The following is a 19,075-nucleotide window of genomic DNA, read 5'->3' as shown; positions in this document are numbered from 1 at the left end:
TAGGGAGTCGCATAACATGATGCGAAGGGAAGTCATATGCTTCGGTTCAAAAGGAGGGTGAGCTAGTGAAGGCTTTGGTCACCGGGGGAGCCGGATTTATTGGTTCTCAGCTGGTACGTGCGCTTGCTGATTCGGGCATCAGAGTGCATGTGCTGGATAATCTGAAGACCGGGAATATCGCAAATGTGGACCCGCGCGCAGTCATGCATATTGCGGATATTCGCAGCTCTGAAGCTAGGACGCTGCTGATTCGGGAAAGCCCGGATATTGTGTTTCACTTGGCCGCACAGGCGGATGTACAGCAATCCATCCATCAACCCGATGAGGACGCGGATGTGAACGTGCTGGGGACGATCCATTTGTTGCAGGCTTGTCATGAAGCCGGTGTGTCAAAATTTATATTTGCGTCCACGTCCGGTGTATATGGAGAGCTACAAAAGCAATGTATACAGGAAGACGATCCCGTGGAGCCGATTTCAGGCTACGGACTGTCCAAGCTGACCGCAGAATCGTATATTCGACTTTTTTATCGGCTGTACGGAATGAACTACACGATTTTGCGTTATGGAAATGTGTATGGTCCCGGTCAGGCTGCGAAGGGAGAGGGTGGTGTAGTCGCTCTCTTTATGGAGCGGCTGAAAAAAGGAAGCCCCTTGCTCATTCACGGTGATGGGACACAAACCCGCGACTTTGTGTACGTCAAGGATGTCGTTCGAGCGAATATGGCGGCTATTCATGCAGCGGATCAACGCACAGTACATGTAAGTACGGGACGGACGACGTCCATCAATCGACTGGCCTACGATTTACTAAAGCTGCACGGTTCGTCTGTCCGCCCTGTATATTCACCGGCGCGAGCGGGAGACATTCACCATAGCTGTCTTAGTAACGCAGTCGCCAGACATTGGCTTCGTTGGGAACCGCTATACGGCATTTCTGCCGGTTTACAGGAAACGTATGTGAGCAGTATGGGCTCAGGCAAAGAAGGTATGTCTTGATCAAAAGCGCGCGGATATCAAGAAAGAGACTGAGGAAATACTCAGCCTCTTTTTCATTTGAATAGCAATTAGATGTTCTCGCCAGCCAGCTTCAAGGCTTGATCCAGGACTGCTGCACCGTTTCCTCTACCATAAGCCAACGTGTCAATGACATCTACAGGAATGCTATAGGGAGCAGCAATTTCGGTTACTGCCTTTTTACGCATCCGTACTTGAGGTCCGAGCAAAATAGCAATCACAGAATCTGTAATGCCTTCCAGCTCTTCCTTAATGGTGCTTTCGGGGATGGCTTCGATGTTCAGCTCTATGGATCTTGCTGCTGCTTCTTTTTTCATTTTAGAAACCAAAATAGATGTGGACATACCCGCAGCACATGCCAGAATAATTTTTTTCATCGTTGATCGCCTCCAGAAATTCATTTTTAACTATTTATACTCTTCATCCAGATCAGCAACAAACGAGCGTTCCTTGATAACAGCTTGATACCAGTAGCCGGATTTCTTCAAATGCCGACTTCGATCATTGTCTAGGTTAATTTCCACCAGTCCGTAGCGATTTTTAAAAGCATTCATGGGAGAAACGTTGTCTGTAAAGGCCCACAGCATATAACCTGTACAGTTGGAGCCAGCTTCTACAGCTTGTAACGTGTAGTATAAATGCTCAGTTATAAAGTCAATACGATAGTCGTCCTGAATGATGTGTTCCTCATTTTTGAAGGCAACCTCATTCTCAATGCCCATACCATTTTCTGCGACAAACCACTCGATATTGTGATATTCGTTCTTGATACGCATTCCCATATCGTAAATGATTTTCGGATAAATCTCCCAGCCCCGTGACTTGTTCATTCTTTTACCCGGAAGATCAAAATGCTCATAGTAGTAAGAGGGGTGGAAGGGGGTGTTTTCATTCCACGCTTTACTCTGCGCTTTGACCCGGTGGGGATAATAGAGATTGATTCCGACGTAGTCAACGGTATTTTTCTTAATCACGGTCAGCTCTTCCGTTGTAGCTTCAAATGCAATATCATGCTTGCCCATGAGATCGAACAATTCTTGTGGGTATTCGCCTTTAATAAGCGGGTCCAGAAATACTCGATTGTAAAATAAGTCATACACATGCGCCGCGTGTTGGTCATGAGGGGCGCTTGATCGGGCATACGTGACTTCGGGATTCAGAATAACGCCTATTTTAGCCCCGTGCTGACTATAGTTTTTTGCTTTGAAAAGCTGTACACACTTCGCGGTAGCCAGCGTTTTATTATAGTTCCATTGCATCCACTTTCGCGTATTTTGTTCATAGGGATAGCGGAGGGCATCTAGATAGACACGCGTTTGTACAACAATGGGCTCATTAAACGTAAACCAGTGCTTGACCCGATCCCCGTACCGTTCAAACACTTTTTCCGCATATTTTACAAACAGTTCCACTACATGCTTGGAGGACCAGCCCTCATATTTATCCATCAAATAAGCGGGTACCTCATAGTGCTCCAGACAAATCATCGGCTCGACTCCACTTGCAATCAGCTCATCAATGACTCGGCCCATATAATCCGCATACGCTTCATCCACCACTACATTCTCATAATCCGTTAAGAAGTGGGACCAATTAATAGAAGTACGATAATGGGTTAAGCCAATCTGCTTCATCAGCGCAATATCTTCGGTATAGCGATTATAAAAGTCGGTTGCAACCGCGGGTCCATATCCATTGTGCCAGACATAGCGGTCATTTTTGTACCATTGGTCTAGGTATGAGTCCTGACCTTCTTTTTTACCGCTCCATCCCTCTGTCTGCCAAGCGGAAGCCGCTGCACCCATGATGAAATTCGACGGAATTTGTATCGTATGTTTAGCCATGACATGTTTCTCCTTTTCATTGTATAAAGAATGCGTTTTCAATTAATTGATGTATTTCTATAGTAACGCATTATTCAGCCGTTCGCTTGTTGGCAATTTTGACGAACGGGAAATAAATGATAATGGCTACCACAATACAAATGATCTGAGTTACGACGGCGCCAATGCTTCCACCTGTAGACAGGTAGGCATTAATAATAGGCGGAGTAGTCCATGGAACCATGACGACGGCTTTACCTGCAAATCCAAGCAACGTCGAGAAGTAACCAATCGTTCCTGTGATGAGCGGAGTAATAATGAAAGGGATAGCCATCAATGGATTCAACATAATCGGAAGTCCAAAAATGACAGGCTCATTAATATTAAACAGACCCGGACCCAACGAAAGCTTTGTTATTTCCTTCATATCTTCACGCTTGGAAGCGATCATAATACAAATCAAGAGGGCCAGCGTAATTCCTGAACCACCGATACTCATGTATACGTCCCAGAAAGGCATCGTAATAATATTCGGAATGGGCAGTCCTTGCTCATAAGCAGTCATGTTGACGGTAATCGCGCCAAGCAGCAGGGGTTCACGAATGGGCTTTACCATTTGGTTCCCGTGAATACCGATCACCCAGAAGATTTGCGCAACCAGCATCAGCACCAGTATACCTGGCAGTCCCTGTACTACAGTCTCCAGAGGTTTTTGCACCACATTATAGACGGCATCGTACAGGTAGAGACCTGTAAACTTATGAAAGAAAAATCCGAGCATCGAGAAGACTGTCACCGTTATGATGGTTGGTATCAGTGCAGAAAAAGAAACGGCCACATTGCTGGGAACACTTTCAGGCATTTTGATTTTTAGCTTATCGGACTTGCCCAACTTACTGTACAGCTCAACGGATAGGATGCTTATGAAAATACCTAAAAACAAGCTCTTGGTATCCGTAAATTGACGGGCTAAGACGTCTGTTACTTTTTGCATGTCACCGTTAACCATCAACTCTATCGTGGTTGGTGTCACAGAGATAAAACAGATTAAAGCAAGCAAACCGGGGAAGAGATTTTTCTCACCGTTAATTTTTCCTAGCTCCAGACCAATCATGAAAATAGCCAGAATGGTAAGGATATTCAAGCTGGCATAGTTAATGCCCGAGAAAATCGGTTTGTACTCAGCCAGGAATGAGAACGGCTTAAAATGCGCAAGACCATTGACCGGGTCCATGACCATATTAGAAATCAATACAGCAAAGGCACCGACAATAATAACAGGCATTAATGTGATAAAAGCTGATTTGATCGCTATAATATATTTAAAATTATTGATTGCATTTGCTACCGATGTGAGGCCATCGACCAGTTTGTCTTTGAATGCCATGGGATCGCGTCCCTCCCTCTACGATTTCGGTACGAATTGATCAATGCGTTCATACAGGTCTACAAACTCTGAGGCCATATCGCGAATGGTGATGGCATTCATCAGATGATCTTGAGCATGTACCATCATGACGGACATCTCTGTTTTTTCACCCGTTGCTTCCTTGCGGATAATTCTGGTTTGAATTTTGTGGGAGGACACCAGTTCTTTTTTTGCTGTGGCTAATTCATCTTTGGCTTCCTGAAATTTCCCCGCCTTTGCAAGCTCAATCGCCTCCATGGCCGAGCTGCGTGCATTCCCTGCGTATAATATAATTTGGAATACAATCTCTGTATCATCCATGTCCTCCATGTTCACGTCGTGCTCTGTAGATTCATCATTATTCACGTGATCCTCTCTCCTTTCAATCATCCTCGTCGTATGGCTATTATAATTTGGAATCGCTTTCAACATAACGCACATTATTTCCTCTTCTTAACGGAAATAAATCGTTCTTCATACTCCTTGTGTTCAACAATTTTTGTGCAACACTTCTATGAATTCTGTATACGTTTTGCAGCGAATAAGCTGCTGGACGAGCTGTTCATTATTTAAAATTTCAAGCAAAATATGATACATAGTCTGTAAATCTTCTGATTTGGTGCGCTGTATACAGAGCATACAAATAAACTGTACCGGCTTGCCATCCCAGTCGATAGCTTTTTGTAATGTACAGATGGCCCAAAACGTAGAATCTGCGAAAGGTTCCATCGGATGCGGGATTGCGACCAAGTTGCCAAATGAAGTGGGGGAAACGGCTTCACGCTCTATTACAGATTGCAGCAGGGGGCCTTTTACAAGATCTGCTTCGTGTATTTTTTCGGCTATAAATTCAAGCACTTGGAGTTTGTTCTCAAACTTCTGCTGAAGAAAGACCAATTTTTTTCGTACATACTGCACAGCAGGAAGTCTGGTCTCAGAAATGGCTTGCTCAATTTTAGTAATATCGGAACCGCCTAAAAATGTATTCACATGGATCATGGGGATAGAAAGCGGTTCTGAAATGGGGATCGTGCTAATGACAAAGTCCAATGTATCCAACGGCATTTGTTTCAGCTTATAAAATTCAGTGGTTCCTACGATATCCAACCTGGAACCGAAAACCGATTGAAGCTTATAATACAGCAGCTTAGCGCTGCCGAGTCCAGAAGCACATACGATCATACATCTTTTGGGCGCGTCCTCCATTTTCTTTCTTTCCATCGCGACTCCGATATGAATGGCTAAATACCCAATTTCATTTTCCTCAATGTGTATATGAAGCCGCTGTTTGATGACTTCCGCAGCAATGATACCTGCTTCAAAGGCAAGCGGGTAATTGGCTTTGATTTCATCCAGCATAGGATTACGCAAATTCATTCCGTATTGATAACGGTTGATCACCGGTTTGAGGTGAAGGCAAAATGCAATCAGCAATTCTTGATCGTTATGAATGTTCATCTTCAACTGCTGATCAATTTGGTCTAGTATTTCGATAGTCAGTTCGTAGATATCTTTATCAATGATCTTTTTAATCTCCACCTCATCCATACGGGCACTAACGACGGTCCTTACACCCAACAGGTGAACAGCAATGTACGCAACTTCAACAAGTGGAAAGGAGTGCTTCATGATTTGTTCCAAGGCGGATACGATCTCAGTCGCCACCCTAAACTCTTTCTGCGCTTCAATTTTTTTCATCTCTTGCGGATAATACGACACATACCTTTCTTCGCGAATACGCTTAAATGCTATAGCGATATGAATGACCAGATTGTTCAGGGCAATGTCCGACAACTGAATATCATGGATCTCAATACGATCCAGAATCACTTCTCTTATGAATTCCATTTCTTCGTTAGAGATCAGAAGAGGGGGGGACACCTGCTGCTCGCCTATTTCATCTAACCTGTTAAATACATAGTCGGAAATGCAATAACGCAGCTTGGCCTCATTACCTTTGACTCGAATACCATGATAGGGTCTATTCTCCAGTGATAGTCCGTAAGTTGCCAGTAACTTGCGCAGTTCTTTGAGGTCATTCTGTAAAGTAGATCGACTAACATACAGGATCTCGGCTAAATCATCAAGTTTGACATATGCATTGGTAAGCAATAGCTTTTTCATTAAAAAACGGTTTCTAGCTTCAGAAGAACTCGCTAATGGATAGGGCACATGATGATCATAATCCTTTAATTGCTTCAGCAGATGATGAAATGCTTGTTCGTCCCGAACCTCTAACTTGTAGCCTGTTCCTTTAAGGGGCTTAACTGCTGCTCCATGCTTTGACAACAGAGCACCCAATTCCTTTAAATCCGTTCGTATCGTTCGAGAAGATACCTTCAATGCATTTGCCAAGTGTTCTCCTTTGACCATCTGTTCTGCAACCAATATACGAAGAATATCAAAAATACGCACAACGAGCCCCCTTTCTTAGCTGTTCTGATGAACAGTATACAACGGTTAGAGCGTAACCAAAAGAAGGATTAACAGCAGCGTGAATGCTAGATGACCTTGACACACTAGCAGATTCGGGGATATAGTGGATACAATAAGTCTTTGATTGAGGTGTAGTTATGAAATTTACAAAAGCAACGAATTATGCTCTGCACACTATGCTCATGCTCGTTACTGATTCGTCGGTGAAGCCGGTAGGTGTTCAGCAACTAGCCGAATCCCAAAAAGTTTCACCAACTTATCTTTCGAAAATTTTGACAAGGCTTGTGAAGGCTGGGATGATCGAATCGGTTTCTGGAGCCAATGGAGGCTATCGCCTATCCCGTCATAAAGAGGATATTACCTTTTTGGATATTATCCATGCCATTGAAGGAACGAATTCTTTGTTTGAATGTGATTTTGTCCACGGCTCCGAGTGCCTGATTCAAGCTGTAATGAGGGAAGCAGAGGAGAAAATGGAACGACATCTTAAAAATACGAAATTGGTCGATTTGGCGCAAAAGCAAACGCAAGTTTCAAAGTAAGCGACTTTATATAGAAAGAGGGTGGTTGCCAGTTATGTAAAGCTTTTTTTTTGTTTTATTGAAGATATAAAGAGTCTCTAATATCTTTTAAAAGGAGTTGGGTGTTATGCTGTACGATTGCGCTATTATTGGCGGAGGGCCCGCCGGATTGAATGCAGCCCTCGTGCTTGGCAGGGCCAGAAGAAGTGTGGCTTTGATTGATAATAATCGGCCCAGAAATGCGGTTACGCATGCGTCGCACGGTTTTATTACGAGAGACGGCGTAACGCCGGCCGAGTTCCGCCGTGTAGCTTATGAGGAAGTGTTGCGTTATCCGTCTGTCCATCATCTGCAAACCGAGGTTGTTTCGATTACAAAAAACGAATCTGGATTTGAGGTACTTGATTCGTCAGGCCATCGCGTTCAAGCGCGGAAATTGATATTGGCGACGGGCGTAAAGGAGATATTCCCCGAGATTGAAGGTTTTTATCCGCTATACGGGAAAAGTTTATTTAATTGCCCTTATTGCGACGGCTGGGAGTTGCGGGATCAACCGCTTGTCCTCGTCTCTGAATCGGCAGCTATATTTCATACAGCCAAACTACTCCTTAACTGGAGTAAGGATTTGATCGTCTGTACGAATGGTCAGACATCCCTGTCGGACGAGCAAAAAGAACGGCTCTATTCTAAAGGAATCATCGTAATGGAGCAACCTGTTGCGGCGTTCATCGGTCACAATGGAAAGCTTGAGCATGTGCGCTTTACGGATGGCACTCAAGTCCCGAGGATCGGCGGCTTTGTGTCTCCCCAGTTTGTACAAAGTGCACCGTTTGGAGAACGTTTGGGCTGTGAAAGAACGGAGTCGGGTGGGATCAAGACGGATGAAGCGGGGAGAACCTCCATACCTGGTGTATATGCTGCCGGGGATTCATCGTACTTCATGCCTTCCCAGTTGATTTTTGCCGCGGCCGACGGCAGTCGAACCGCTGCGAGCGTAAATATGGATTTGACAGAGGAAGATTTCAACGAATAACGATAAATTGAAAATGTCCGATACGGAGTCCGAAAATAGAAAAGGCCGCCAACACGGCGGCTTTATTCTAAAATCATAGAGACAGCAAGCAATAATAAACCAATGATCATAGGTTATTCTGAGGCTAAACAAGATCTTCTTTCAATAACCTCCGTATTCACAAGAACCTGAGTATGATGCCCCTGATGATGGTTAAGCCTCTCCATAAGCAAGTTGACAGCAGTTCGAGCCAAAATATCCTTTTTCACATGAATGGTTGTGAGTTCCGGGCTAATCACCTTGGCTTCATGTATATTATCAAATCCCATGACGGAAATTTGCTCAGGCACTCGAATATTCATTTCTTGAAACGTTTTAATGGCACTGATCGCCATATAATCATTTTCACAAAATAGGGCCGAAGGTAGCTCATTCAGTTCATGAATAGCTGTTTTAAATGCGTCCTGTGACATCACAAGCATGGGATGCATATCAAATGTAAGCCCATTTTCTATGGAAAGATTGTGCTCCTCTAAAGCCGCCATAAACCCTTCCTTTCGTTTTGTAAAGTTAAGAATCCTCGTACTGGATTGTACGTATCCTATCTTTCTGTGTCCTGACCGAATTAAATATTGGCCTGCCTGATACCCACCAAGATAGTTGTTAATAGATACGAAACTGGCATCGACGTGTTCAAAGCAGGTATCCAGAATCACAATATTGGAATGAATGGATTGTATGGAATGAATAGTCTCAGAAGTTAAATTGGTACCAAGCAGAAGTATGCCTGAAGAAGGCTGATCTTTTTCCAAAGCAGATAATTCTTCTTCCAGGCTATGGCTATCAAAAGACGAAAAAATCAAGGTGTTTCCATGTTCTCTCACCTGATTGGTAATATGATGAATTAACTCATTGAAAAATGGAAGTGAATCATAATGTTCTGTTACGATGTCTGTATTTTTACAGGCCACAAAGCGTATCACATGATGATTTTTAATAACTTCCTTGCTTGTCTTCATGGTGCGTGGTTTATATCCATGCTCTTGGGCTATTTTTAGAATTTGCTCCTTGGTTTCTTCACTCACTCCGGGTTTGTTATTAAAAGCAAGAGAGACAGCAGATTTCGAAACACCTGCAAGCCTTGCAATATCATCAATTTTCAATGTGGAACCCCCTATTGAACTAAACTACATAAATTATATCATTACTCTGCAAGAAAGTTTAGCTTATAAACTAAACTAAACTAAATAACTAAAAATAAAAATTTGTTGACCGTTTATGATTTACAGTGTTAATATTCAAGTGTAAAGCGCTTTAATTTAGTTTATTTTGCGAAACAATCATATAAGTTTAGTCATTTTTTAGTTTTGTTTAGAGGGTATTGTGAATACAGCAAGAGAGGAAGGGTGATTTATTTGAGTTTAAACATGGCTGAAAATCAAAGAAGTTTTACAAAAGAGGAAAAACCTTTTTTTTATTTGGCAGATACGGTTTGGAGTGTATTTACCAACGCGACGATAGAGGAGTGGAGCGATTATCTTGACTATCGGAAGATGCAAGGTTTCAATGTGTTGCAAATCAACATGCTCCGACAATGGGATGCAAGTGAATCGGATCTGAATCTACAGCCGTTTGCATTACTGGAAAATGGGGATTTCGACTACCATACATTAAACGAAGCTTATTTTGACCGGGCAGAAATCATGTTGAAAATGGCTGTAGAGCGTGGATTTGTTCCGGCCCTGGTTCTATTGTGGTGTAACTATGTGCCGGATACATGGGCTGAAATGTTCCAAAAGGGTAATAAAATGCCGTTTGAATGCGTTGAACCCTATGTAACGTACGTCGTAAACCGTTTTTCTCCATTTGATCCTATTTTTCTGATCAGCGGGGATAGTGATTTTCCGACCGAACGTGCCAATTCCTATTATTTAAAAGCACTGGAAATTGTACAACAATTAAGTTCTGCAAGCTTAACTACGCTGCATATTCAAGGAAGATTGAGAGAAATTCCTCCAGCCTTTGAGAAACACCAGGGTCTTGGATTTTATATGTATCAATCAGGACATAATTCCGAGTTTCAGCATGTGGGCCATGAGATTGCTCAACATTTCTACCATAAGCCGGATATACGGCCTGTCATTAATGGAGAGCCATGTTATGAACAAATTAGTTATAGCCGTAATGTGTATGGCAGATACACAGCACTGGATGCCAGAAAAGTAGCATGGCAAAGCCTCCTTGCAGGCGGGGGTGCGGGCATTACCTACGGAGCGCATGGCATTTGGAGCTGGCACAAAAAAGGAAAGAAATTCGGCATTGTAGAAGGGGAAGGATTCGATAGTCCCTATGATTGGAGAACAGCATTGCGATTTGAGGGCGCATGGGATTATTCCTTTATTAAATATTTGTTTGAAATGTATAACCTGATTGGCGTAAAGCCGTTGGATATTGTTTTAAACAAGACAGAGGAAATCAGAGCTGCGGGGAACGAGAATATCATTGTCTTGTATGTCCCGGTTAACACGAAGGTACGGCTAAGTATCAACGTGCAGGATTACAAGTTTACAACGATTGATTTAGCCGGGAAGCGGTTTGCCCAAACCGACGTGTCTGTCCAAAAGGATCAATCGGTACTAGATATGCACAGCTTTGAAAGTGATGTTGTCATTATCGGAACGAAATAAAAACAGAGAAGAATGTGGATGGAGTGAAGCAACATGTGGAAAATCGGCGTCATTGGAACGGGATATTGGTCGGAAAAACATATAAAAGCATGGCAGTTTATCTCGGATGTAGAAATCCAAGGATTTTGTGATCGAAATAAAGGCTTACTTTTTGAAAAAGCAGCTCAATTCCATATCCCTACTGAATATTGCTATACCAGTCTGGAGGAAATGCTAAGCGAAGCGGATATTGATGTCGTGGACATCATTACACCTCCTGAGACACATCTGGAACTGGTTCGACTGGCGGCCGCAGCCGGAAAACATATGATGTGTCAAAAACCTTTTGCACGTTCTGTGGAGGAAGCTGAGCAAATTGTAAGTATTGCTGAAGCAGCAGGAGTCAGACTTATGGTGACCGAAAATTGGCGTTGGCTTGAGCCTTTTCAAATTATAAAAAAATTGCTGGCAGAGAATATCGTTGGGAATATGAATGTTATACGTTATACGCATACCGATTTTTATTCGCCGAGGTTTGCTCCGGAAAAAGAGCTGCCGCAGCCATTTTTCAGAGATATGCCCAAGCTCTTGTTTTATGAAATGGGAGTTCATTGGCTGGATACTTGGCGTTTCTTATTCGGTGAACCTCAGCGTTTGTATGCGGAAACCAAGCGAGTCAGCCCATACACACAGGGAGAAGACACGGGCATTATTATGTTAGGTTATGAACATTATTTTGGCCTCATGGATATGAGCTGGGCGACTCGTAGGGAACTGAATGGGCAGCTGCCGGAGCAGGTCCTTCCCGATCATAAAGAACAGCTGGTGATTGAAGGCGATGAGGCTACCCTAAAACTGTATAACACAGGTAAATTATCTCTCATTAATAATCAGGGAGTCGAAAAAGTATTGGTTGAAAAGACTGAATTAAACTATGAGGAAAGCCATAAAAAGCTACAAGCTCATTTTATAGATTGTCTCAACACGGGAAAAGAATTTCAAACGAGTGGTCACGACAATATCAAGACCCTTCAGCTTGTATTCGACACCTATGACAGCGCAGAAAATCATAAAGTTCATGTGTATTAAGAGGCAACAGGATGTCCATTAACGATATTGTGATGTATGTTATCGCTCTTTTTTTAGTGCTGGGTGCATTGGATCAATGTTTGGGAAATCGCTGGGGGTTGGGACAAGCCTTCAACAATGGGCTCATGACCATGGGTTCTCTTGCTCTGGTCATGATAGGAATTGTTTCCTTGGCTCCTGTACTCGCCTCATGGTTGATTCCTATTGTTTCACCATTATATGTGGCAATGGGTGCCGATCCGGCATCCTTTGCCAATACGATATTGGCGGTAGATATGGGAGGATACGCGCTTGCGGCAGAAATGGCGCACAGCCAGCAAGCGGGTTTATTTTCCTGGGTTTTTCTAGGGACCATGTTTGGCCCAACGCTCGTATTTACGATTCCGGTTGCCCTCGGCATTTTGGGAAAAGAGGATCATCCATATTTTGCAAAAGGAATCTTGATCGGTATCAGTACAATTCCCGTTGGCTGTTTCATAGGGGGAATGACCGCCGGATTTGACGTGATGATGATTTTAAAAAATCTGATTATTCCCATGCTCCTTTCAATAATCATTATGCTGGGTTTACGTCTATTTACGGAGCTTACGATCCGATTGTTCAAGTGGTTTGGTAACGGCATTAGGCTTCTATCCCTTGTCGGTTTGGCAGCGATTGGGGTCGAAACCTTAACTGGATTTGTGATCATTCCCAATATGGCTCCGTTGTCTGTCGGTGTGCAAACGGTTGGAACGATTGCTATTGTATTGGCTGGTGCGTTTCCGTTGGTTGCTTGGATTACAAAAATATTTAAAAATCCGCTTCAACGGGCAGGACGTTTGCTAAACATAGATCCATCGGCTACTGCGGGTCTGGTAGCTAGTCTTGCTCATAATATTCCTACGTTCACTTTAGTCAAAGAGATGGAGCCCAGAGGCAAAGTGATTAGTATTGCTTTTGCTGTCAGTGGATCTTTCGTTCTGGGGGGACATCTTGGCTTTGTAGCAGGAATGGACAAGAATATGGTGATTGCCATGATCGTGGGTAAACTTGCAGGCGGAATCAGTGCCGTAATTGTCGCAGTTATTGCACATCCGACTACTACGAATAGAAAAATAGAAAGCGCATCCAAGAAGGAGTGAACATGATGGATCATAAAAAAACAGCCAAAGAAGTATGGAGTGCCGTGGGCGGAAATGAAAATGTGAACAGTGTCATTCACTGTGTCACTCGATTGAGATTTAAACTGAAGGATAATCAATTGCCAGATAAAGAAAAGATCAAGCAGATTGACGGTGTCATTACCGTCGTGGAAAGTGGTGGCCAATTTCAGGTGGTCATCGGGAATGAGGTTCCCAAAGTTTATGAAGCTCTTTTGGATATAATGGGAGTAAAGCATGGAGATCAGATGGTTGAAGAGGATCAAAAGAATGAAAAAGCGAGCCTATTCAGCCGATTTGTCGATGTAATTTCAGGTGTGTTTATGCCCGTTGTAGGTGTGCTCGCTGCTGTGGGGATTCTAAAAGGACTATTGGCCTTATGCACATCCCTAGGCTGGATGACTGATCAGATGGGCACGTATAAAATTTTATATGCGACAGCGGACGCTATGTTTTATTTCTTTCCGGTTATTCTAGGGTTTTCAGCAGGTAAAAAATTTGGAGGAAACCCGTATCTGTCTGCCGTTTTGGGAGCAGCGATGGTGTACCCGACCATTACTTCCGCCTTTACGGATAAAACGGCGTTGTCCTTTTTGACCATACCTGTCGTTCTGATTAATTATACTTCTTCTGTTATACCTATCATTATTGGAGCGTTCTTGGCAGCAAAGGTCGAAAAAATGATAAGTAAGTTTGCACCTGCCTCCATTAAAATGTTCATGGTGCCTTTTCTGACCTTGGTCATCATATCACCGCTTGTTTTTCTGGTTGTCGGACCGATAGCAACTATAATCAGCGATGGGTTAGCCAAAGGCTCTATGTGGATTTACCAGTTAAGTCCGGCTGTTGCTGGTCTCGTTCTGGCCGGGTTCTGGCAGGGCATCATTATCTTCGGTCTGCATTGGGCATTCATTCCAATTCTACTGAATAATGTAGTCACGAACGGGTTTGATCCGATTAACGGTATGCTATTCTGTACGACATTTGCGCAAACAGGTGCGGCATTTGCCATCGCTTTGAAATCACGGGACCCTAAATTAAAACCCATCGCCACTTCTGCCACAATTGCGGGTTTGATGGGGGTTACTGAACCAGCTATTTACGGAGTTACGCTACCCGCCAAAAAACCGTTTATTTTAGCTTCGATCGCTGGAGGTATAGGAGGAGCTGCTGCAGGCTTACTCGGCTCAACGGCATATGGATTTGCCTCAGGTGGCATTTTTGGTATACCTCTATTCATTAATCCAAAAGGCATGGATGCAGGCTTTATCGGCTTTATCATATCTTTGGTTGTAGCTTTTGTAGTCGCATTTATTTTGACCTATCTTTTCGGTTATAAAAATGCAAAACCTGCGTCTGAGATTAAAATTGCAGATGAAAACAAAAAAGAAGAAAAAGCGGTATTCAGTCCTCTACATGGTGAATTGATTCCTTTAACCGCAGTAAAAGATGAAGCTTTTTCCAGCGGTTCGATGGGCCGGGGGGCCGCAATTATTCCGAAAGAAGGAGTAGCCTATGCGCCATTTAACGGAACTGTTGTTACCGTTTTCAAAACCAAGCATGCCATCGGGCTTATTTCTGAGGATGGGGTTGAACTGCTCATTCACATTGGAATTAATACGGTCAGCTTGAAAGGAAAACATTTCACTTCCTTTGTGTCTGAAGGGGATACGATTCAAAAAGGGGACAAGCTGGTTGAATTCGATCCCAAAGCTATAGAGGATGAAGGATATGATATTATCACATCCGTCATTGTAACCAATACAGCCGTGTACACGGATATCTTAGTTGAAGGCTCCAAGGATATTCATGCAGGAGACCGCTTACTAAAGATTAGATAGATTCCAATATTCCATAATAAAAAGGCAAGTTAAAGCTGACGGTGACCCGTATATAAAAAGGGTTGTCGTCAGCTGTTTTTTAGTTACCTCACACCCAGCGTGTTCATCATCTGCCGGAAGGAGCGCACATATTTATCCGGTGCCAACAGACTAACGATTCGCTCCAGCCCTTTCCTGCGGATAGATTCGCGTTGAGGTACGTTGTTCATCAGGTCTAGTCCTTGCAGTATCGCCTGCAAGATGTCCCCCTGCTGATAAAATTTACCGGTTTCGTTGTGGTCAATGAATGCTCGTACTCCGTCTGAATCAGAGCTTAATACCGGGCAACGACAGGCCATCGCCTCAGCAACCGCATAGCCGAAGCCCTCTACCAGCGAGGTCGATAGCAGGTAGCCGCCTGAGTCGCCAATCATGGAGTAGTACAGGGGCATTTGGGCATGAGGTACGCTTTTAAAACGCTCGATAATGGAGGACATGCCAAGCTGAGCAAGCATGTTCTCGAATTGTATTTTATCCTCCGGCTGAGACAAAGTGTCATCATAAAACATCCAGATTCGAAGATCCGCACGGTTTTGCAGCATCCAGTAAGAAATGTCGACAAAATGCCTCCAGTTCTTGTTGGGCTCCAACCGCCCAACCCAGGCAATAATCGGATTGATCGGAGGAGTGTTAGGTACATAATTAAATACGCTGGTATCCAGTACGTTTGGAAATACATAACGATTAAGCCATGGACACATGTCGGTAAATAGCTGCACCAGATGAGTTGTATTGGGCAAGAGCACCGCGTTGGCATGTTTCTGAAGATACGGAACTGCATCCGCGACCACCCAAGCAGCCTCTTCGTGAGAACCAAAGCCCTGCGATTCATAGATTAATATCCCCTGATAACCCAACATTCGCAGTCTGGGGAGCATAGGATAATCCGATGATACGATAATTGCATCATAGCGGTTAGTAATTACCAGCATTCGAATTTCTTCTTCAGAGGAAGTCATGAATACAGGAATATCGCCGTTCAGGTTTTGCATCCCTGTACCTTGCTGATAATAGAGAAGATGACATTCAATCCCGTCCTGCATGAGCACTTTACAGCGTTGGCGGTTCAAGGTTTCTACGCCGCCACTGGGTATATAAAAAGTAAATAGAACTTTGATCTCAATAACCTCCTTTGCCAGTCACAAGCTCCTATACCAAGTTATTCAACCTACAGGACGGGGTGTGGGTTTCTATGGAAGCCTAGATTGAATTAGCGCATAATTATGGCTAAGGCGAGAATCGTCCGGGGAGCGCTCTGTTGCTTCTCTCGCAAATTCACAAGCTTTGTGTAAAAGGCCTAACTCGTAGCAAGCGAGGGCACCAAGATCATACAGTGTGGCGTCCCAGCAAAAATCTTCTTGCATGTACGTATCGGGTCGTGTTGAAATACGCAACGCTTCTTCAACCATATGATAGACGGCGGACCAGTTCCGTGTATGATAAGCCAGCTGAGCCATTTCCGTGTAAGGTTCACGTAAATACGGCGCTTCCGCAATAGCCCGGTATAACCAACGTGTTGCCTCCTGCCATTGTTCACTTGCTTTATAGGCTCTAGAAATAAAGCGCATCGAAGCGCTGCGTTCATCTGCCCAGCGTGCCTGCGGCATGGTAAGATGTCGTTGCAATGTAGTAATGCACTCATCCCAGCGGCCATGATACATATATTCTCGCCCCAAGTAATGCATGTTGCGGTCATCCTCGGGAAACTCGCGCACAGACTGCTCCAGCAGCGGAAGGTATTGGCTGCGGGATTTGTGTGGATCGGGATCATGATACAAGCGGAGCTGATCGGATCGAATGCTACGTTCTTCACTTTCCCCGATATATTCAAGCACCTCGTGAACCGGGCGTACCCAGCGGTAACCGTGACGAGTGTGTATTTTTTCTTTCCAGAACCATGTATAGACGGTATCTTGCCCAGGCTGTCCATGCGTAAAGGCATATAGCATCCGGGTAGTTCCTTCCTTCCAGTTACGTTCCAGCCGCGACCGCCAACCTTCCTCCCAGACTTCGTCCAGATCCGTACAGACACAAATATCTATATCGTCAGGGACCAGTCGTAGGGACTCATTGCGAGCCTTGTCAAAACGCCAAGGATTTACCTCGATACGATGCACCTCTGCACCCGCTTCGCGTAGCAGGGAAACAGTATCGTCTGTAGAGCCGGTGTCCGCTACAATGACAACATCGGCTTCACGCATGGTGTGCATCCAGCGTTTGGCGAATCGGGCTTCATTTTTGCTAATGGCATAGACAGCTATCTTGTACCGATTCGATTGTTGCATTCCGCTTGCTCCTCCTTTGACTTACTTAAAGATTGAGGGGTGAGTATGAGAGACATCTCTATTGGGGAGGATTCAGGATTGAGCTAAAAAATTGCCGATTATGCAGGACATGCGGGTCGTTGGGAACGTACATTGCAGCTTGTTCGTTGTGCCAATTCGCACGTGTGTAATCCTTCATCCGAAAATGGCAAATGCATAGCTGGATATGAGGAAACCACGTTTGGTACGCGTCCTGTACCGGGCCCATCGTGTCGGGAGGATTCAGAGTGGTAGCCATGTCGTACCAATAAATAGCTTTGGAGATCTCATTTTTATGCAAAAAATAATGACCTATCCGACAGCATAGATCTGCCCTGGGCGTATCGAAGGTCAAACTATGGAAAGCCGCGGTAATACTTTGCTCCAGCTTGCCAAGTTGTTGCAGACAGTCGGCCATTTTGCTACATGCACTAATCGCATCCTCTACCCAGCACTGTCCGGTATCCAGAAAATTCTGGTAAGCCTGCACGGCCTGCTCATATCTTTCATTATCTCTTAACTCGTTAGCGTAATAGTAGAGGTCACGAGGAGAGAAGGCATGACCTTGGGCGAGCAACTTCTCATAAATTCGCAGATTTCTTCCTGGAGAGACTGTATGTGTTCTGGTATGAGTTATGGCGATATCGGCATGTTGAATATTCCCGTCTACGGCGAGGTACTCATGCACAGCTCCGTGCCAACGGAATCCGGCTGACCTTCTGATCAAGCGGTTTCGGCGAAAATGTAGGGTGACATTGCCATGATCATCAAAGCCATAATGATAATTCATAGACACGGAATCGACGGTTGGTACGGCTGAGGAATCAAGGGTTTGCTTCAGCTCAAGCAGCTTGACGGCATCCTGCTCCTTCAAAATATCATCGGCATCAAGCCAGAGAATGTACTCCTGCGTAGCTTGCTCAAACGAATAGTTACGTGCAAGGGCAAAATGATCTACCCATTCAAATGGAAAAATTCGATCTGTAAAGTTGCGACATATGTCAATGGTCCGATCCTGTGAACCTGTGTCCACGATGTTGATTTCATCCACAATAGGATGGACCGATTCCAGGCAACGGCCAATTGTATTTTGATCATTTTTGACGATCATGCACAGGCTGATACTGATCAATTGAGCATCACTCCTTTGGGAACCATCTAAGAGTTCAGGTCAAACATAAAGTTGGATTTAAAAGAGGTCTGATTTATAGAAGCCCTGCCACAATCGCGGCAGGGCAAGGATGACAAAGCTTTTAACATGCTGTGCGGCTTTGTCCATAAGGTATGGTACATCGCTTAAACATGATGTGGTAGAAAAGGAGCTTAGAGTCCGGTAGGCCCCGTAGGTCCAGTCGGCCCCGTAGGTCCTGTAGGTCCAATCGGGCCAGTAAATCCAAACGGTCCGGTAGGTCCAGTCGGCCCTGTAGGTCCCGTGTCGCCCGTAGGTCCGACAGGTCCAGTAGCGCCTGTGTCGCCGATAGGCCCGATAGGCCCGATAGGTCCAGCAGATCCTGTATCACCCGTAGCGCCTGTAGGTCCGACAGGTCCGGTAGCACCTGTATCACCCGTGGCACCCGTAGGTCCGACAGGTCCAGTAAATCCAAGGCCAAATGGTCCAGTAGGTCCAGTCGGCCCCGTAGGCCCGGTATCGCCAGTAGGCCCGACAGGTCCAGTAACACCAGTGTCGCCCGTAGCACCCGTAGGCCCGACAGGTCCGGTAGCACCTGTATCACCCGTGGCACCCGTAGGTCCGACAGGTCCAGTAAATCCAAGGCCAAATGG

At 44.6% G+C, this 19,075-nt stretch carries 16 protein-coding genes and 1 pseudogene; 7 read left to right on the top strand and 10 right to left on the bottom strand.

What is annotated here, in order from left to right; all coding sequences use genetic code 11:
* Nucleotides 1-65: 65 nt before the first annotated feature.
* The gene (locus NLX74_RS15105) at nucleotides 66-998 is read left to right on the top strand and encodes an NAD-dependent epimerase/dehydratase family protein (protein WP_254329197.1); all 933 of its coding nucleotides are present in this window, start codon (nucleotides 66-68) and stop codon (nucleotides 996-998) included.
* Between the two features lie 68 nt (nucleotides 999-1,066).
* On the opposite strand, the gene NLX74_RS15100 is transcribed toward NLX74_RS15105, so the two are convergent.
* From NLX74_RS15100 to NLX74_RS25865, 5 genes are all read right to left on the bottom strand, one after another.
* A complete protein-coding gene (locus NLX74_RS15100) occupies nucleotides 1,067-1,393 on the bottom strand; it encodes a PTS sugar transporter subunit IIB (RefSeq protein WP_061830059.1) in 327 nt (108 codons plus the stop codon).
* A 30-nt stretch (nucleotides 1,394-1,423) separates the two neighbouring features.
* Nucleotides 1,424-2,860 (bottom strand): glycoside hydrolase family 1 protein, encoded by a 1,437-nt coding sequence (locus NLX74_RS15095; protein ID WP_254329196.1) that lies wholly within the window; start codon nucleotides 2,858-2,860, stop codon nucleotides 1,424-1,426.
* Nucleotides 2,861-2,930: 70 nt separating this feature from the next.
* Nucleotides 2,931-4,226, bottom strand: coding sequence for a PTS sugar transporter subunit IIC (locus NLX74_RS15090; RefSeq protein ID WP_069290287.1), 1,296 nt, complete (start codon nucleotides 4,224-4,226; stop codon nucleotides 2,931-2,933).
* An 18-nt stretch (nucleotides 4,227-4,244) separates the two neighbouring features.
* Nucleotides 4,245-4,568, bottom strand: coding sequence for a PTS lactose/cellobiose transporter subunit IIA (locus tag NLX74_RS15085; protein ID WP_254329283.1), 324 nt, complete (start codon nucleotides 4,566-4,568; stop codon nucleotides 4,245-4,247).
* Nucleotides 4,569-4,736: 168 nt separating this feature from the next.
* On the bottom strand, nucleotides 4,737-6,662 hold the full coding sequence (locus NLX74_RS25865) for a BglG family transcription antiterminator (RefSeq protein ID WP_254329195.1): 1,926 nt from the start codon (nucleotides 6,660-6,662) through the stop codon (nucleotides 4,737-4,739).
* Nucleotides 6,663-6,820: 158 nt separating this feature from the next.
* Here NLX74_RS25865 and NLX74_RS15075 point away from each other — a divergent pair, with 158 nt between their 5' ends.
* Together NLX74_RS15075 and NLX74_RS15070 are read left to right on the top strand one after the other, a co-directional pair.
* Entirely contained in the window at nucleotides 6,821-7,225 is a 405-nt protein-coding gene (locus tag NLX74_RS15075; RefSeq protein WP_254329194.1) for an Rrf2 family transcriptional regulator, read from the top strand.
* Nucleotides 7,226-7,331: 106 nt separating this feature from the next.
* Nucleotides 7,332-8,237, top strand: coding sequence for an NAD(P)/FAD-dependent oxidoreductase (locus tag NLX74_RS15070; RefSeq protein WP_254329193.1), 906 nt, complete (start codon nucleotides 7,332-7,334; stop codon nucleotides 8,235-8,237).
* A 113-nt stretch (nucleotides 8,238-8,350) separates the two neighbouring features.
* On the opposite strand, the gene NLX74_RS15065 is transcribed toward NLX74_RS15070, so the two are convergent.
* Nucleotides 8,351-9,379: a LacI family DNA-binding transcriptional regulator gene (locus NLX74_RS15065; protein ID WP_254329192.1), complete on the bottom strand. Its 1,029-nt coding sequence runs from the start codon at nucleotides 9,377-9,379 to the stop codon at nucleotides 8,351-8,353.
* 243 nt (nucleotides 9,380-9,622) lie between these two features.
* Between NLX74_RS15065 and NLX74_RS15060 the strand changes: the two genes are divergently transcribed.
* The 4 genes from NLX74_RS15060 to NLX74_RS15045 are packed head-to-tail and all read left to right on the top strand — an operon-like array spanning nucleotide 9,623 to nucleotide 14,951.
* Nucleotides 9,623-10,903: a glycoside hydrolase family 140 protein gene (locus tag NLX74_RS15060; RefSeq protein ID WP_254329191.1), complete on the top strand. Its 1,281-nt coding sequence runs from the start codon at nucleotides 9,623-9,625 to the stop codon at nucleotides 10,901-10,903.
* Between the two features lie 33 nt (nucleotides 10,904-10,936).
* Entirely contained in the window at nucleotides 10,937-11,971 is a 1,035-nt protein-coding gene (locus tag NLX74_RS15055) for a Gfo/Idh/MocA family protein (RefSeq protein WP_254329190.1), read from the top strand.
* Between the two features lie 11 nt (nucleotides 11,972-11,982).
* Nucleotides 11,983-13,092, top strand: a complete 1,110-nt coding sequence (gene eutH / locus NLX74_RS15050) for an ethanolamine utilization protein EutH (RefSeq protein ID WP_254329189.1) — start codon at nucleotides 11,983-11,985, stop codon at nucleotides 13,090-13,092.
* 5 nt (nucleotides 13,093-13,097) lie between these two features.
* Nucleotides 13,098-14,951: a beta-glucoside-specific PTS transporter subunit IIABC gene (locus NLX74_RS15045; protein WP_254329282.1), complete on the top strand. Its 1,854-nt coding sequence runs from the start codon at nucleotides 13,098-13,100 to the stop codon at nucleotides 14,949-14,951.
* A gap of 83 nt (nucleotides 14,952-15,034) precedes the next feature.
* Here NLX74_RS15045 and NLX74_RS15040 read toward each other — a convergent pair whose 3' ends face one another.
* From NLX74_RS15040 to NLX74_RS15025, 4 genes and pseudogenes are all read right to left on the bottom strand, one after another.
* On the bottom strand, nucleotides 15,035-16,129 hold the full coding sequence (locus NLX74_RS15040; RefSeq protein WP_235309843.1) for a glycosyltransferase family 4 protein: 1,095 nt from the start codon (nucleotides 16,127-16,129) through the stop codon (nucleotides 15,035-15,037).
* Nucleotides 16,130-16,180: 51 nt separating this feature from the next.
* Entirely contained in the window at nucleotides 16,181-17,275 is a 1,095-nt protein-coding gene (locus NLX74_RS15035; RefSeq protein ID WP_235308479.1) for a tetratricopeptide repeat-containing glycosyltransferase, read from the bottom strand.
* A 58-nt stretch (nucleotides 17,276-17,333) separates the two neighbouring features.
* A complete protein-coding gene (locus tag NLX74_RS15030; protein WP_254329188.1) occupies nucleotides 17,334-18,425 on the bottom strand; it encodes a glycosyltransferase in 1,092 nt (363 codons plus the stop codon).
* Between the two features lie 242 nt (nucleotides 18,426-18,667).
* Nucleotides 18,668-19,075 (bottom strand): annotated as a pseudogene (locus NLX74_RS15025) (hypothetical protein); the annotation flags it as partial.

Origin of the sequence: Paenibacillus sp. MZ03-122A (assembly GCF_024213325.1) — a bacterium.
GTDB classification, from domain to species: domain Bacteria; phylum Bacillota; class Bacilli; order Paenibacillales; family Paenibacillaceae; genus Paenibacillus; species Paenibacillus polymyxa_B.
Note: the sequence above shows the minus strand (reverse complement) of the source record. Positions and strands in the feature narration are given on the sequence as shown.